Source organism: Oceanispirochaeta sp. M1 (genome assembly GCF_003346715.1).
Lineage (GTDB): Bacteria > Spirochaetota > Spirochaetia > DSM-2461 > DSM-2461 > Oceanispirochaeta.
On the sequence record NZ_QQPQ01000034.1, the window covers coordinates 37,248 to 50,229 of the forward strand.

Consider the following 12,982-nt stretch of genomic DNA (forward strand, 5'->3'; position numbering starts at 1 on the left):
GTTTTTTTTAGAACTGTGACTTTGCCTGACCATGGATGGAAGTAATCCACATCTTTATATAGTCCACTTCTTCCCGGGGTGTCGTAAAATCATCTCTGTTCTCCCACCACTCATAGGACCTATATTCTTTGCCCCACTTATCCCAGTCGGCCTCTGCTGCTTCCTGAACCTCATCCCATAGAGTATCGACCTCAGCGAGAATCTGATCCAGCTCAAGAGCCGTGTCTAACATCTCACTGTATCTGCTGTTTTGTGCTGTTTCATAGCCTGGATGATTGACAAGTCTTTTGAAAATACCATTCTGGCTTTGGGCGTATTTACTGAAGGAAGGGGATTTCCTTTTTGTTATATAATTCTGTCCGAAACTCTGGTTATAATCCCAGGGGAGGAAATACCATAGTCCATGGGGGTTATGATAATGATAGGCATTTTTATTCATGGAATCACCGGCGCTGATAAAGGAGCTGAAAAACCACCAGTCGTAATAACTCTCCACACTGGCCATTGTTGAAAATCCATCACTGGCATCAGCAAACTCATCATCACTGCTGTTATTGACAAACAGGATAAGATCAGTCAAATCGTCATAGGCTCCGCGGTTTCCGCTTTCGGGAGTCCCCATTTTCTTACTGAATCCATCATAGAGTTCATTTTTAATGTAGAAATTAGCCTCCCGGGTATCTCCCTTGTAGAGATTCCCTCCTGATGTCATCTCTACAGAGTCCAGGGATGGGGTGGTAGAGCTGTCGGCATATCTATCGAAATACTGTTCGTTTACCGCATCAATTACCGTGTAGAGTCCTTCAAATGATCCATTGGTATAGACCACAGAACTGTCGGTCTGAATAACAGGGCTGGAGTAAAGACCCCCTCCCTGATCCTGCATCATTTCCCAGATCTTCTGTGCAAGACGGTTTCTGATATGAGAGTTGTCATCAAAGTCGGCTACTAACAGAATCTTTTTCCGATCAGTAAATCCTTCAGACCCTAATTCCGGGTCATTAAAGAGATCACTGTCAGAAAAACGGATTGTGTAGCTCTTTTTCGGGCTGTATGCCGTGAATCCGCCTCTGATTCTGGCCTCGGCATCATAACTTTTCCCTTTATAGATCACAGTCGCCGGTGAGTAAAAATCTTTACTTATGGGTTTGGGATGGATGTAGAATACGGGAAGTCCCATGGCTTCCTGATTTTCGTAGGGCAGAACAGGTGAATTCATAAAGGAACAGCTGTTAAAGCTAAGGCTGAATAGAAGAATCAGTATGAGGGACATCATATCTCCAGTATCAACTTAACAGTGAGGCTGTGGTTATGGATTTTGTGTGTATAATCTTCGGGTTGGGAAAATAAATATTCTGTTCTTAAATCACACAGCAGTCTTAATTTATCATTTAAAAAATAGACATTGAAACCGAGGCCTGGAATCAGCTTATCCTCCACTCCGTCATATCCTACATTGTCATTGAAGTAATCAAAGTAGATCAACGGTTCCCAGGCATTGACCCTGAGAGAAACTGCCGTATAGAGGCTGTGATTCCAGTGGTAATTAAAGTAGCGCTGTTCGAGATACTCTCCAATAAAAAATAAATTTATATCTTTCTTCAGGGGGAGATTCAACTGGAGATATGCACCATGAGAAAAGGTTTCATCACTTGAATAAAGCAGTTCATATCCTGTTTTTATCCCTTTGTTGTTATAAAAAAGGTTGCCGCTGAATACGATGTGGCCTGATACATTTTCCTCTTCTTCATAAGTCGAAGAATTATGAATACCTAACTTATAGCCAAAGCTGTTAAATATATTTTTTCCGGAAATGATTGTACCCACAGAACGGTCAGGAACAATCAGCTTACTTCCTTCAGAGTGAGTTATATAGACTCTGTCACTCACGCCAAGGGAATATTCCTGTCCAAAGGGTATTTTTGATTGACCTGCCCTGATTCTGAATGGATCTGCAAAATTGTATTGGATATAGGCATTTTTCAAGGCCGGATCATCTCCAATCAACTCTGAGAGATCAAAGGAGAGAGAATATTTCAGCTTCTCCAGATAGGTTCCACTGGTTTTTATTTCTGCCTCAGTCAGTTCAAAACCGGCTCGCCCCGGGAATGAATCGGCTTCATACTTGAAGCTGCTGCCGATAATGAGATTCAAATTTATATTATTCTTTTTGCTTTCATACAGATCGAAAGAATAGAGCGATAAAGTTGAAATAACTGATAAAAAGAACAGGATGTAAATATTTTTGTAATGCACAATATAATTTATGGAAAAATCAGATAACCAGTCAATATAAATTATTAAAAGAATACGTCTTGAAGAATCATTTATAGAGTATTATTGTATATAATCTCACACAGTCATTCAGTATTTCTTAAAAAGAACCATTTGGAGATTCATTCTATGAAACAGACAAAAACTTATCTTATATACCTGCTCTGCAGTCTGTCTTTTTTTGCCTGTACAACAAGGCCGGTTATGCCTCCCCAGGATTCAGATCCCCTGGCGGTCCTGCCGTCTACAGATGATTTCTATCTTCTGGCCAGACCTTCAGTCCACCCTGAGCTCTCCTATGAGCTTCTAAAAGATATATTGCCCGTTGACTCATCAGAGATCTATCCAGCCCTTGAACGGACACATAACACTGTTATTTCTGCCAGATTCGGTAAGCCCCTGGAGTTTTCCGGAATGATGGAGGGGGAATATCCGGCATTTTTTGTCAGACGTTCCCTGAAAAAATCTCCAGGATGGTCAAAGAATGAAGAGAAGACCTATAAAGGTCCAGACGGCATTCTTGCCGACACCATTTATAAAAATACTCTCCTGGCTGCCAGTGCTGATCCCAGACTCCATGTGCTGCAGTCTGCGCTGATGAAATTTCCTGAGGATAATTCTGTATTAAGTGCTGAAGACCGGGAGTGGTGGGAGAGCGGTAATGCCGCCCTTTTGTTCTATCTCCCCGATCTGGCTGTATTCCCCATGCCTGAGGGGCTTCCCGTGGTTCCCGAGGGCAGTTCACTTCTTATCTCCATGATTCCTGCCGATGACGGGCGTTACAGCCTGAATGGAGAGTTCCGTTTTGCCGAGGCCGGCAGTACCCGTTTCTGGGCTCTGGGGCTCAGAATCTTCCTTGCTGGACGTCTGGGACTCTCTGAATCCGAAGAGGAACGGCTGGCCATGAGCGAGCTAAACCTCAAGATTGACGGTGCAACCATTATTCTTGATAACTGGAATATGACAGCCCCCGGCTGGGGGCATTTTCTCTCTACTTTTAATGCTCAATAGCCTATAATTAGTTTATGAGACTGAAGCAATATGAGATACAGAGCATAAAAGAGGTTGTAAGTAAATATTTTCCAGAAGGATCAACGGTGTCCTTGTTCGGGTCCCGCAGCGATGACAATGCCAGAGGTGGTGATATAGATCTTTTTATACGTACAGATCTGACTGGAATCGAGTTACAGGAAGCCAGGATCAGAACTATGGCCGGGATCAGTCTTCGTATAGGTGAGCAGAAAATTGATATTGTCTGCTATTCTGGTAAGGAAAAAGAAAAATCTTTGATAATTCTTGAAGCATTAAGGACATCTATTCCCTTATAATGGCCTGAGCTGGAAGCTCTTTATCTTGGTTTGAAAAAAGCTTCCAGTCGTTTTATAGACCCTTAAAAACTATAAGATAGCTGTTCACAGAAGCATCGGGAGATGTAAGATTCAACTGTATCTCCTGTACTGCTGCGGGGTCAAAGCGGAGCTCTCCGGTGCTAAAGCTAAGCTCGTCGGCAGGGGGAGCATAAGACCAGGTAAATGGCCCGGCAGTTCCGTCATAGTTCAGAACCTCTGCCGCAGATGCATTGGTTTTTATGTCAATTTCCATCTGAGCCCTCTCCAGCTCTTCTGCAGGGATCCCAATGGTTATCTCATTTCCACTCAGGGAGAGTGAATAGTCATCTTCCAGGTCACTCATATCAAAGTCTAAATCATTGATCAAAAAGTGAAACCCCGGTCCCATATCGATAATAAGATCATTTTTTCCGGCTTCAATTGTGACTGCCTGTATGGCCATGGAGATAATATCTCCGTCACTCAAAAGCATGGCCAGAAAGGAGTAGTCTCCCACGGGGATTCCCGTGAAAAGATGATCTCCCTCAAAGTCTGTGATCTCTTCAATAAACTCGAAGTTATACATCACATCCTGCTCTACAAAACCAAGAATAGCCTCATCAACTGTTTCACCCTCACCGGCGATATAACGGGAGCTGCCGCTCTCTGTCAGTTTTACGCTGACCGTACCCTGATCGCTCAGATCAGCCATATTTCCGCAGCTGCTGAGTAGCAGGAGGAGGCCTGTAATTGTAATTATTATTTTTTTCATTTCTGTCTCCTCATTATCTCAATTCAATCGAGGCGTAACCGCTTCTACCCGAGGAATCACTGCCATCGCCACTCCCTGTGCTTCCGGTGCTGCTCTGTACCTGACGATCTGTAAGGACGGCCACAGTGGGGCTGAGAAGTCCGGGTCTGCCGTTAACAACACTGACCCTGGAACTCTGTCCCCGTTTAACACTGAAGCTGTAGGAGCCTACCGTAAATGTCACAGTACCTTCTGTAACATCCAGTCTTCCCGAGGCCATATCAAAGCTGGTTCCCCTTACAGCCGCAGTGGCTACAGGGGTTCTTACCTTAAAGTCATGGATTCTTCCCTGAGATTTTTTAACATCAGCCCTGATTCTTCCGCTTCCCAGGTAAAGTCTGGTATTCTGGGCACCGTCGCTCTGTTTTGCGGCTTCTTCCACAGTCAGCCGGCTCAGAGCCTTAAGGGTTACCCTGGTCTCACCATTTACCAGTAAAACAGCACTGGAATTAAAACCTGTAGATATTCTGCAGTCTCCCGGAAGTTCCGCTCCCTGCTCTGTTTTACTCCAGCTCATCGCTCCGGGGAGCATAATCTCTACATTCCCCTGAATCTCATCCACCCTAATATCCGCCCAGAGGGGGGAGGAGAGGGATAGTATCAATAAAATAAATAATAACTTTTTCATAATTGGCTCCTTGTCCTAAAAACTGAAGGACAGATCAAATCCGATTTTCGGTATAACCGGTAGATAGGGTTCGAGGTATTCATTCAATGTGATACTTTCTCCGGGATAGAGGGCTCCCAGTTTAATGGAAGCTCCAAAGTCCGATACAGGTCTGAATTTAAAGGCCATCAGACCCTCCTGACCTATAAAAAGATCGCTCACGCCGTTGTCTATAATCATTGTTGAGGATACTGGACCGTCCACAGTTCGCATAAGGGTTGTGGTGCTCAGTTCAAAGGCGAATTTTTTACTCTTCGAAAGGCTTATTAAGAGTTCAAAAGCCGTAATATTTCCAAGATCCAGCTCAAGGACATAGCCCTGTGAACCGGCCGTGGATATGGGCATAAACTGATTCTGATCACCCGCTGCATTCTGGCCGTAATAATCAGATCTGTTCTCCCAGCTCTCTCCGGATGTCATCAGTGCTTTTAATGAGAGGTAGAAATTACTTCCTCCCGGCACCAGGAAGAGCTGGAAATCTGTAAGATATCCGTTTGACCGGGCATCACCGTATGTTCCTATCTGATAGATAAAACTGCTGTCATACATAATAAAGGGGAGGAGGAATCCATCCATTCCCAACTGGAGGTAGAGGCTGTCCATCTTCTCAGATCCCAGTGCAATATCTGAGTCATTGATTAGATCCTGCTGAGCGGTTACTCCGGCTGTAAGGTTCATAAAAGAACCGAGAAGCTCGGGATATGTATAACTTAATCCCTCAATGAGTCGGCTGGAACCGTCAAAATCACTCTTTGTCATGGCAATATCAGAGGCCTTTTTATGAACAAGACCGCTGTAACCCACAGAAGCATTCAGAACACCCGGACCCAGACGTATTCCCGCATCCAGGGCGTCAATGGGCTGAGAAATAATCATTCCCGAGGCATCAGAATAATGCTGGCGCCCCAGCCTGTAATCAAAGATTCCTGTATATCCAAAGATATTCAGGGCTCGGATATCGGGGTAGAATTCTCCCTCCACACCCAGATAGGAGAGCTCCTGGTTCAAGTCGACCGCCACTCCGGCATAGGCTTCATAAACCACGCCGCCCTCGGCGCTGATATTGATCAGATCGTTGACTCTTCCCTCATACCAGAGGCTGAATCTGTCTTCAGTTTTAGCCTCGGCAATGGTTCCGTAAATGTTTGGAGCCTCTATATTCAAGTCAAGACGGGCTCCTCCGATATGTTCATAGGCAAAAAGGAGGGTGGGGAGGGTGATAAATAAAAGAATTAGTATTTTCTTCATTTTTCTTCCTCCCTGGCTTCCAGTGCCATGGAGAGGGAATCCAGTACCTCGTTGGGTGTCATCTTATGATTGACGTAGGGAGTTCCCGAGATATATCCCTGATATCCGGCTTCCTGAGCTGCCGCCCTGGGGGTCTTGAAAAGGCCGAAGATCATTCCACCCTTTATTTCAAAACTCCTGAACAGGGCGATATGGAATTGTCCTGTATTGATGGCATCATCTGCTTCCAGCTTCCTGAGTTTCCTACCCCAGCTCTGATCCGCACACCATTTCATTGCATCATCTGTTGTTGCCGAGTCAGGGAGTTCCCCCCTGGCCTGGGCTATCAGAAGAAGAGCCGTTCCTGCATCTGCTGCCTCTTTTTCGAGAAAACCGTCCATCACTTCGTTGGATTGGGCTGTAAGGGGCAGAATCAATATTGATAGTAGAATCAATGTAAGTAATAAAATTCTTTTCATTGCAGCATTATACATCCCTCTGGTTCATTTTTCACTTTTTTTATTAAAATCTAAAAAAAGAGATGCCTTGCAGGTTTTGATGCCTTTCTGTAGACTTGAATTAACAAATTATCTCTTAAAGGATAACCATTAATGATTGCTGTAGTAGATTACGATTCCGGTAATCTGAAAAGTGTTGAAACTGCCCTTGAAAAGCTTGGTGCCGATTTCTTTATCTCATCAGATCCTGATAAACTGGCAAGGGCCGATAAGATGATTTTTCCCGGTGTGGGAGAGGCGGCCCAGGCCATGAAAAGACTCAAAGAGAGTTCCCTGGAACAGTGCGTAAAAGACTTTGCCTCCTCAGGGAAACCTCTGTTCGGCATATGCCTTGGTGCGCAGATCCTCTTTGACCACTCCGAAGAATCAAACACTCCCTGTCTGGGAATCCTCCCGGGTAGAGTTCGTCTTTTCTCATCTGATATGGGGCTTAAAATCCCTCACATGGGATGGAATACTCTGAAACACAGCAATCATCCTCTTTTTAAAGATCTCCCCCAGGAGAAGTCCTTCTATTTCGTCCACTCCTACTACATCGAGGCCGCAGAAACTGCGGATGTTATAGGTACCAGTGATTACGGCATCGAATTTTGCGCCGCCGTGGCCAGGGACAATGTTATGGCCACCCAGTTTCACCCCGAAAAGAGCGGGGAGTGGGGCCTGCAGATATTGAAGAACTTTATCCAGTACTAAAGAGGAATGAAAATATGCTTCAAAAAAGAATAGTTGTCTGTCTGGATGTGAGAGACGGCAAAACAACCAAGGGAATTAAATTCAAGGGTAATATAGATATTGGTGATCCCGTTGAGATGGCTGCCATGTATTATGAACAGGGTGTGGATGAGCTTGTCTTCTACGATATCACTGCCTCCTCCGAGAAACGGGGCATTATGATAGATGTTGTCAGCCGTGTTGCTAAAACAATCTTTATCCCCTTCTGTGTGGGAGGAGGAATCTCCAGCCTTGAAGATATGAAGAAGGTTATCGGAGCCGGGGCAGAGAAAGTCAGCCTTAACTCAGCAGCCGTAAGGAATCCTGATATTATCAATCAGGGTGCCCGTCACTTTGGTAATCAGTGTATTGTCCTTGGGATGGATGCCCTGGCCGATCCTGCCATGCCATCGGGTTACAGAGTGGTTATAGACGGCGGCAGAAAACATACCGAACTGGATGCTCTGGCCTGGGCCAAAGATGCTGAAGCCAGAGGTGCCGGTGAAATAGTACTGAATTCAATAGACGCTGACGGTACCCGTGAGGGATATGAGCTTACAGTAACCCGTTTGATCTCTGAAAATGTTGGCATTCCTGTTGTTGCATCAGGGGGAGCGGGGGAGCCTTCTCACCTGGCTGATGTTCTGACAAAAGGTAAGGCCGATGCGGCTCTCATCGCCAGTATGGTCCACTTTGGAGATTATTCGGTACCGGGAATCAAGGATTATCTGCATAAGCAGAATATTCCTGTGAGAATTTGAGAGAACTCTTGCCTCTGTATGAAAATATCAATATATTTAATTTAACACTCAACTATACAGGAGAGCTTTAATGCCTACCTATGATTATAAATGTGAAAACTGCGGTCATCTCTTTGAATATTTCCAGTCCATGGCCGATGATCCCCTGAAAACATGCCCCGACTGCAAACAGGACAATCTGAAACGCCTTATCGGCGGCGGTATGGGTATTATCTTTAAAGGGAGTGGTTTTTATGTTAACGACGCCAAAAAGAGCTCAAGTACCTCTAAACCTTTGAAGGATAAAAAATCTTCATCATCAGCCTCGGGGAGCGAAAAAAAGGATGCCTCAAAAAGCGCCTCATAGTTTTCTATTATTAGCCTTAATAGCTTTATCAATAAGTTTTTTCTCCTGCTCCACAGAGACAGAATCTCCCTATGAACAGAGCTATATAGAGTTTAAACTCGACACCTCATCTCCTTTGGGATATGATGACCTTCAGTCTATAAAAGTCTTTGTAGATCCCTATGGGGCATTTAATCTTGTAAGTATTTTCGATAATGGCCGCTCTGTACTTGGGTCCTATGATTATAATTCAGAAACAAAACTTTATATGGGTTTTGAGTACAGCCCCCTCTATACCTGCCGCCTGGAAGACCTCTCGGTTTCTGTGACAAGTGAGGGAAGTCAGAATTTTATTGATTCCGCCGAATATACACTGCAGTTTATGGGCGGGATGCCCGCAGAGTCTGCAGATAAACCCTATGTTCAAATTTCGGTAGCCTCCGGAGCAGTAACTCTCAGGGCAGTTCAGGGAGCTGCAGGCAGCCCCCTCTTAAGCATTACAGAGCAAGTCGATCCCTAGTCTTTATCGTATTCCACAACAGGTATAAAGATCTTCTCAGCCTTCTCTTCGGCTTCAGCCATAAGTCTGTCTATATCTTCTATGGCAGTCCAATCCTCCTGAGTTTTCTTTAACTTGGGTTTCACCTCGGGATGGTCAGGAGAGAAGAGGGTACAGCAGTCGTCAAAGGGCTGAATAGAGGTTTCAAAGGCCTTGATTTTGCGGGAGATCAATATGGTCTCCTCCTTGTCCATTCCGATCAGAGGACGGAATACCGGCAGATCCACCTGGCTGTTGGTGTAGGCAAGGCTCTCTAATGTCTGGCTTGCCACCTGACTCAGGGCTTCACCCGTAATAAGGGCAAGATCATCCCGTTTTTTAGCTATGGACTGGGCAATTTTCATCATGGCTGCCCTTGAATGAAGAGTCGTTGTCTCCGGGCGGACAGAGCGGTTTATCTGTACCTGTACCTCCGTAAAGGGGACCGTAAAGAGATGAATTCCACAGCACCAGGGGGCAATAATCTTTGCAAGATCCCGTACCTTTTCCAGTGATTCGGGACTTGTATAGGGGGGAGTATGGAAATAGACTGCATCCAGGCTCATTCCCCGCTTGGCCATCAGATAGCCCGCCACGGGTGAATCGATTCCACCCGAGAGGAGGAGCATCCCCTTACCTCCGGTGTGAACAGGGAGTCCGCCGGGACCCTTATGGGTATAGCCATAGACATATCCCTTTTCCCTGAGTTCTATATGGATAACCCAGTCCGGATTCTTTACATCTACCTTGAGTCCGGGGATCTTCTCAAAAACCCTTCCTCCGATCTCTGCGGAGTATCCGTAGTTATCCAGGGGGAGACTCTTGTCTATCCGCCGTGTTTCAATCTTGAATTTAATGCCGTTTCCAGCATCGATATTCTGCTGAGCAACCAGTAAGGCCTTCTCTTCAAGGGCATCCAGCTCCTTGGGGCAGCTGTAGGATCTGGTAAAACCCACAATGCCGAATACCTTTGAGAGGCAGTCGCATACATATTCCTCCGGGAGATTTTCTGTCTCCAGGTAGAAACGCCCGCTCCGGTTGGTCACCCTTGTGGGGTGGGGGCGAAGTATTCTCTTGATGTTCTGTTTCAGCTGTCTCTCAAAGAGAGCCCTGTTCCCTTTTTTGAGGGTTATTTCGCCTATCTTAATCAGATATAATTCACTCATATTTTTCCTATCCTACGGCTCTGCCGACAATTTTAATCTGTTCTTCCAGGGCCTTGATAACAGCCCTGATCTCATCTTCACTTGTACTGGGACCCTGGGAGATCCTGATGGAGCTGAAGGCAGTTTTAGAGTCTACTCCCATGGCTTCAAGCCCCCTGGTTCGGCTCTTTTTATTACTGGAACAGGCGGAGCCCGTTGATATGGCAAAGCCGGCGTCATCCATAACCCTTACCAGTACCTCCCCCGGCAGGGGAGGGAAACTGCAGTTCAGAATCCAGGGGGAGAAATCAGATGCATTCTCCATACGCCCCTCAGGCAGCAGCCTTGCTCCCCTGATGGCACTTATGCCGGTCATAAGCATCTGCATCCTGAGTGAGGCCTCATCAAGGTGATCTTCTACAACTTTTATAGCATGTTCTAATGCAACGCACATTCCCGCAGCAGCAGCCAGGTTTTCAGTTCCCGGTCTGAGACCTTTTTCCTGACCTCCCCCTGCATAGAGACCGGCCAGAGGTTTTTTCTGATAAAGAAGACCTATTCCTCTGGGACCCTGTATTTTATGCCCCGCAAAGGCCGCGGAATCCAGATCAAGTTCTTTTAAGGATAGAGGGATCTTGCCGGCACTCTGTACCAGATCGCTGTGAAAATGGATCGGCCGTGATTCTTCTGCCTCCCGCACAGTGCGGATGAGTTCCTGAATGGGTTGAATAACACCAGTTTCATTATGAACACCCATTATAAGAACCATTTTTGTATCAGGAGTAAGGAGTTTTTTGAGTTTTTCGGGCTTTATCAGACCATTTGTACCCGGATTGATCACCTTTACTTCCCATCCCTGCTTTCCCAGCATCTGTACGGGGTTCCATATGGCGGGATGTTCTATACCGCTGACAATAATTCTACCCTTATCTCTTCGCATCAGGAGGGAGGAGAGGATCATATTATTGGATTCAGTTCCACCGGAGCTAAAGATAAGCTCTTCAGGGCTGCACACAAGGGCATCGGCGCAGCGGCAGCGGATCTCTTCAAGTCTTTTATGGGCTTTCTGCCCCTCTTTATGGATGGATGAGGGATTGCCGAAATAGATAGATGCGGTTTCAGACATCTCATTTAATACTTCTTTTAAGGGGGGCGTTGTTGCAGCCCAGTCAAGGTATATCATTTTTCCATCCTAACAGAGTTCTATAGCAGGAGGCAAGGATAAGTAAAGCTGAGAGCCTTTGTAACTTTTAATTGATTAAATAAAACATTTCTGATAATTTACTATATATGGAAAATAAATGTAATTGTCCCGAAGAACTGATAGACGGATATGCTAAAAAACTGAAGGTCTGCGGACATCCCCTGAGACTTAAAATGCTCTGCCTTATTGAACGACAGGATTGTTGTGTTTCTGAACTATGGCAATGTCTTGATCAGCCACAGCCCGTTGTATCCCAGCATCTTGCTGTCCTTAAGGATAAGGGTATTGTTGAATCCCTCACCGAAGGCAACAAGCGTATTTACCGAATTGTTGATCCCTTTGTCAGAAATATCATCACCGGTTTTGATAATGTCTTACCCGGAGATCAATCCTGAAGGTGAAAAAGCTTATTATGCCGCTTTTGGCGGCATTCCTTCTTCTCCTCAGCTCATGTGGAAATAGTCCTGATGCCTCTGATAACGTCATTCCTCATGAATACAATTTAAGCGGATTTGACAGCATTAAGGCAAACAGTTCCTTTACTGTTTATGCTTCCTATGCTGAGACTTATTCTGTGACAGTTAATGCCAACGAGGATCAGTGGGATTTTATCGATGTCTCTGTCTCAGAGGGTGAGTTGGTCATCTGGTACGATCCTCCTGAGGATTATAATAATCTTCAATTCACAGTGGATGTCACCCTTCCTGACTTAAACAGGGTTCATCTTTATAAAAGGGCGGTAGCCTATTTTTATGACAGATCACTTGGTACTTCAAGCCGCAGCCTCTGGGATGATTCCTTCGCTTCTTCAGGAAAAACTTTTGAGATCCTCCTGGACGGAGAGTACTCTCATGCCTCCTTCGATATGGTGGTGCCTACTATCACTGATGGAACCTTCTACCTATACAGCAGGAGTGATTTCTCCTCATATAACAGGACCCATACTATTAATGCTAAAGAGGTGGTTATCCACTCCGAGGCCGATAATGCCTCCAGTACTGTCACCCTCCGCGGGTCCTATGAACCTGAGATCATGATTGTTCAGGGAGACCGTTACGGAACCCTCAGTATGAAGGACTTCAAGTCAAAGGAGCTTTTTATTCAGATGGATTATTATAAGAACACTGCCTATCTAAATACTGCCCGTTTTATGGGTGAACAGTCAGACAGGGTTAAGGTACTTCGTGAACAGTACGGCCTTAACTCCAGTGGAAGCCACAGCAGATCAGACAGTTATGTGTCATCCTTCTCTTCCATCTATTACAAATACGGTGCCGGCTCCACAGCAAATGTCAAAGTCCTCAGTTCTTCAGCAGTTTTCACTACCTACTGAAAATAAAAAAAAAGGGGCTGTTGCAAAAGTAAAATTGTAACAGCCCTTCTTATTTCTAACTAACCATACCCCACCCAAAAGCTTCCCAACAGAAAAAAATGAGTACCATCTTCTACTTTTAGTGGGTTTTTCTGCTTGAA

The 12,982-nt window shown here is 45.3% G+C and carries 16 protein-coding genes; 8 read left to right on the forward strand and 8 right to left on the reverse strand.

The window, feature by feature from the left end:
- Window positions 1-7: 7 nt before the first annotated feature.
- Both DV872_RS19795 and DV872_RS19800 read right to left on the reverse strand, forming a co-directional pair.
- Window positions 8-1,273: a CotH kinase family protein gene (locus DV872_RS19795; RefSeq protein ID WP_158547073.1), complete on the reverse strand. Its 1,266-nt coding sequence runs from the start codon at window positions 1,271-1,273 to the stop codon at window positions 8-10.
- Window positions 1,273-2,154 (reverse strand): porin, encoded by an 882-nt coding sequence (locus DV872_RS19800; RefSeq protein WP_158547074.1) that lies wholly within the window; start codon window positions 2,152-2,154, stop codon window positions 1,273-1,275. Before DV872_RS19800 ends, DV872_RS19795 begins: the two co-directional genes overlap by 1 nt.
- Window positions 2,155-2,403: 249 nt before the next feature.
- Here DV872_RS19800 and DV872_RS19805 point away from each other — a divergent pair, with 249 nt between their 5' ends.
- Window positions 2,404-3,285: a hypothetical protein gene (locus tag DV872_RS19805; RefSeq protein WP_114631698.1), complete on the forward strand. Its 882-nt coding sequence runs from the start codon at window positions 2,404-2,406 to the stop codon at window positions 3,283-3,285.
- A gap of 14 nt (window positions 3,286-3,299) precedes the next feature.
- The gene (locus tag DV872_RS19810; RefSeq protein WP_147283219.1) at window positions 3,300-3,602 is read left to right on the forward strand and encodes a nucleotidyltransferase domain-containing protein; all 303 of its coding nucleotides are present in this window, start codon (window positions 3,300-3,302) and stop codon (window positions 3,600-3,602) included.
- 52 nt (window positions 3,603-3,654) lie between these two features.
- On the opposite strand, the gene DV872_RS19815 is transcribed toward DV872_RS19810, so the two are convergent.
- The 4 genes from DV872_RS19815 to DV872_RS19830 are packed head-to-tail and all read right to left on the reverse strand — an operon-like array spanning window position 3,655 to window position 6,786.
- The gene (locus tag DV872_RS19815; RefSeq protein WP_114631700.1) at window positions 3,655-4,374 is read right to left on the reverse strand and encodes a hypothetical protein; all 720 of its coding nucleotides are present in this window, start codon (window positions 4,372-4,374) and stop codon (window positions 3,655-3,657) included.
- A gap of 13 nt (window positions 4,375-4,387) precedes the next feature.
- The gene (locus tag DV872_RS19820) at window positions 4,388-5,041 is read right to left on the reverse strand and encodes a FecR domain-containing protein (protein WP_114631701.1); all 654 of its coding nucleotides are present in this window, start codon (window positions 5,039-5,041) and stop codon (window positions 4,388-4,390) included.
- A 15-nt stretch (window positions 5,042-5,056) separates the two neighbouring features.
- Window positions 5,057-6,328, reverse strand: a complete 1,272-nt coding sequence (locus DV872_RS19825; RefSeq protein ID WP_114631702.1) for a hypothetical protein — start codon at window positions 6,326-6,328, stop codon at window positions 5,057-5,059.
- Window positions 6,325-6,786: a hypothetical protein gene (locus DV872_RS19830; protein WP_147283220.1), complete on the reverse strand. Its 462-nt coding sequence runs from the start codon at window positions 6,784-6,786 to the stop codon at window positions 6,325-6,327. Before DV872_RS19830 ends, DV872_RS19825 begins: the two co-directional genes overlap by 4 nt.
- Before the next feature lie 132 nt (window positions 6,787-6,918).
- Here DV872_RS19830 and hisH point away from each other — a divergent pair, with 132 nt between their 5' ends.
- The 4 genes from hisH (at window position 6,919) to DV872_RS19850 (ending at window position 9,142) form a co-directional block, all read left to right on the forward strand.
- The gene (gene hisH, locus DV872_RS19835) at window positions 6,919-7,518 is read left to right on the forward strand and encodes an imidazole glycerol phosphate synthase subunit HisH (RefSeq protein WP_114631704.1); all 600 of its coding nucleotides are present in this window, start codon (window positions 6,919-6,921) and stop codon (window positions 7,516-7,518) included.
- A gap of 14 nt (window positions 7,519-7,532) precedes the next feature.
- A complete protein-coding gene (gene hisF, locus DV872_RS19840; protein WP_114631705.1) occupies window positions 7,533-8,297 on the forward strand; it encodes an imidazole glycerol phosphate synthase subunit HisF in 765 nt (254 codons plus the stop codon).
- Between the two features lie 70 nt (window positions 8,298-8,367).
- Complete coding sequence (locus DV872_RS19845; protein ID WP_114631706.1) at window positions 8,368-8,643, forward strand: FmdB family zinc ribbon protein; 276 nt, start codon at window positions 8,368-8,370, stop codon at window positions 8,641-8,643.
- On the forward strand, window positions 8,621-9,142 hold the full coding sequence (locus DV872_RS19850) for a hypothetical protein (RefSeq protein ID WP_114631707.1): 522 nt from the start codon (window positions 8,621-8,623) through the stop codon (window positions 9,140-9,142). The genes DV872_RS19845 and DV872_RS19850 overlap by 23 nt, the downstream gene beginning before the upstream one ends.
- Here DV872_RS19850 and thiI read toward each other — a convergent pair.
- The gene (gene thiI / locus DV872_RS19855) at window positions 9,139-10,326 is read right to left on the reverse strand and encodes a tRNA uracil 4-sulfurtransferase ThiI (RefSeq protein ID WP_114631708.1); all 1,188 of its coding nucleotides are present in this window, start codon (window positions 10,324-10,326) and stop codon (window positions 9,139-9,141) included. The genes DV872_RS19850 and thiI overlap by 4 nt on opposite strands.
- A gap of 7 nt (window positions 10,327-10,333) precedes the next feature.
- Window positions 10,334-11,488 carry a cysteine desulfurase family protein gene (locus DV872_RS19860; RefSeq protein WP_114631709.1) on the reverse strand — a complete coding sequence of 385 codons (1,155 nt, stop codon included), beginning with the start codon at window positions 11,486-11,488 and terminating at the stop codon, window positions 10,334-10,336.
- Between the two features lie 107 nt (window positions 11,489-11,595).
- Here DV872_RS19860 and DV872_RS19865 point away from each other — a divergent pair, with 107 nt between their 5' ends.
- Both DV872_RS19865 and DV872_RS19870 read left to right on the forward strand, forming a co-directional pair.
- On the forward strand, window positions 11,596-11,904 hold the full coding sequence (locus DV872_RS19865; protein ID WP_114631710.1) for a helix-turn-helix transcriptional regulator: 309 nt from the start codon (window positions 11,596-11,598) through the stop codon (window positions 11,902-11,904).
- A 2-nt stretch (window positions 11,905-11,906) separates the two neighbouring features.
- A complete protein-coding gene (locus DV872_RS19870) occupies window positions 11,907-12,842 on the forward strand; it encodes a GIN domain-containing protein (RefSeq protein ID WP_114631711.1) in 936 nt (311 codons plus the stop codon).
- Window positions 12,843-12,982: the final 140 nt, after the last annotated feature.

Excerpts from the sequence above, each read along its gene's own strand:
- DV872_RS19795 (WP_158547073.1), bottom strand. The coding sequence starts at position 1,273 with ATGTCCCTCATACTGATTCTTCTATTCAGCCTTAGCTTTAACAGCTGT.
- DV872_RS19805 (WP_114631698.1), top strand. The coding sequence starts at position 2,404 with ATGAAACAGACAAAAACTTATCTTATATACCTGCTCTGCAGTCTGTCT.
- DV872_RS19810 (WP_147283219.1), top strand. The coding sequence starts at position 3,300 with ATGAGACTGAAGCAATATGAGATACAGAGCATAAAAGAGGTTGTAAGT.
- DV872_RS19815 (WP_114631700.1), bottom strand. The coding sequence starts at position 4,374 with ATGAAAAAAATAATAATTACAATTACAGGCCTCCTCCTGCTACTCAGC.
- DV872_RS19820 (WP_114631701.1), bottom strand. The coding sequence starts at position 5,041 with ATGAAAAAGTTATTATTTATTTTATTGATACTATCCCTCTCCTCCCCC.
- DV872_RS19825 (WP_114631702.1), bottom strand. The coding sequence starts at position 6,328 with ATGAAGAAAATACTAATTCTTTTATTTATCACCCTCCCCACCCTCCTT.
- DV872_RS19830 (WP_147283220.1), bottom strand. The coding sequence starts at position 6,786 with ATGAAAAGAATTTTATTACTTACATTGATTCTACTATCAATATTGATT.
- hisH (WP_114631704.1), top strand. The coding sequence starts at position 6,919 with ATGATTGCTGTAGTAGATTACGATTCCGGTAATCTGAAAAGTGTTGAA.
- hisF (WP_114631705.1), top strand. The coding sequence starts at position 7,533 with ATGCTTCAAAAAAGAATAGTTGTCTGTCTGGATGTGAGAGACGGCAAA.
- DV872_RS19845 (WP_114631706.1), top strand. The coding sequence starts at position 8,368 with ATGCCTACCTATGATTATAAATGTGAAAACTGCGGTCATCTCTTTGAA.
- DV872_RS19850 (WP_114631707.1), top strand. The coding sequence starts at position 8,621 with ATGCCTCAAAAAGCGCCTCATAGTTTTCTATTATTAGCCTTAATAGCT.
- thiI (WP_114631708.1), bottom strand. The coding sequence starts at position 10,326 with ATGAGTGAATTATATCTGATTAAGATAGGCGAAATAACCCTCAAAAAA.
- DV872_RS19860 (WP_114631709.1), bottom strand. The coding sequence starts at position 11,488 with ATGATATACCTTGACTGGGCTGCAACAACGCCCCCCTTAAAAGAAGTA.
- DV872_RS19865 (WP_114631710.1), top strand. The coding sequence starts at position 11,596 with ATGGAAAATAAATGTAATTGTCCCGAAGAACTGATAGACGGATATGCT.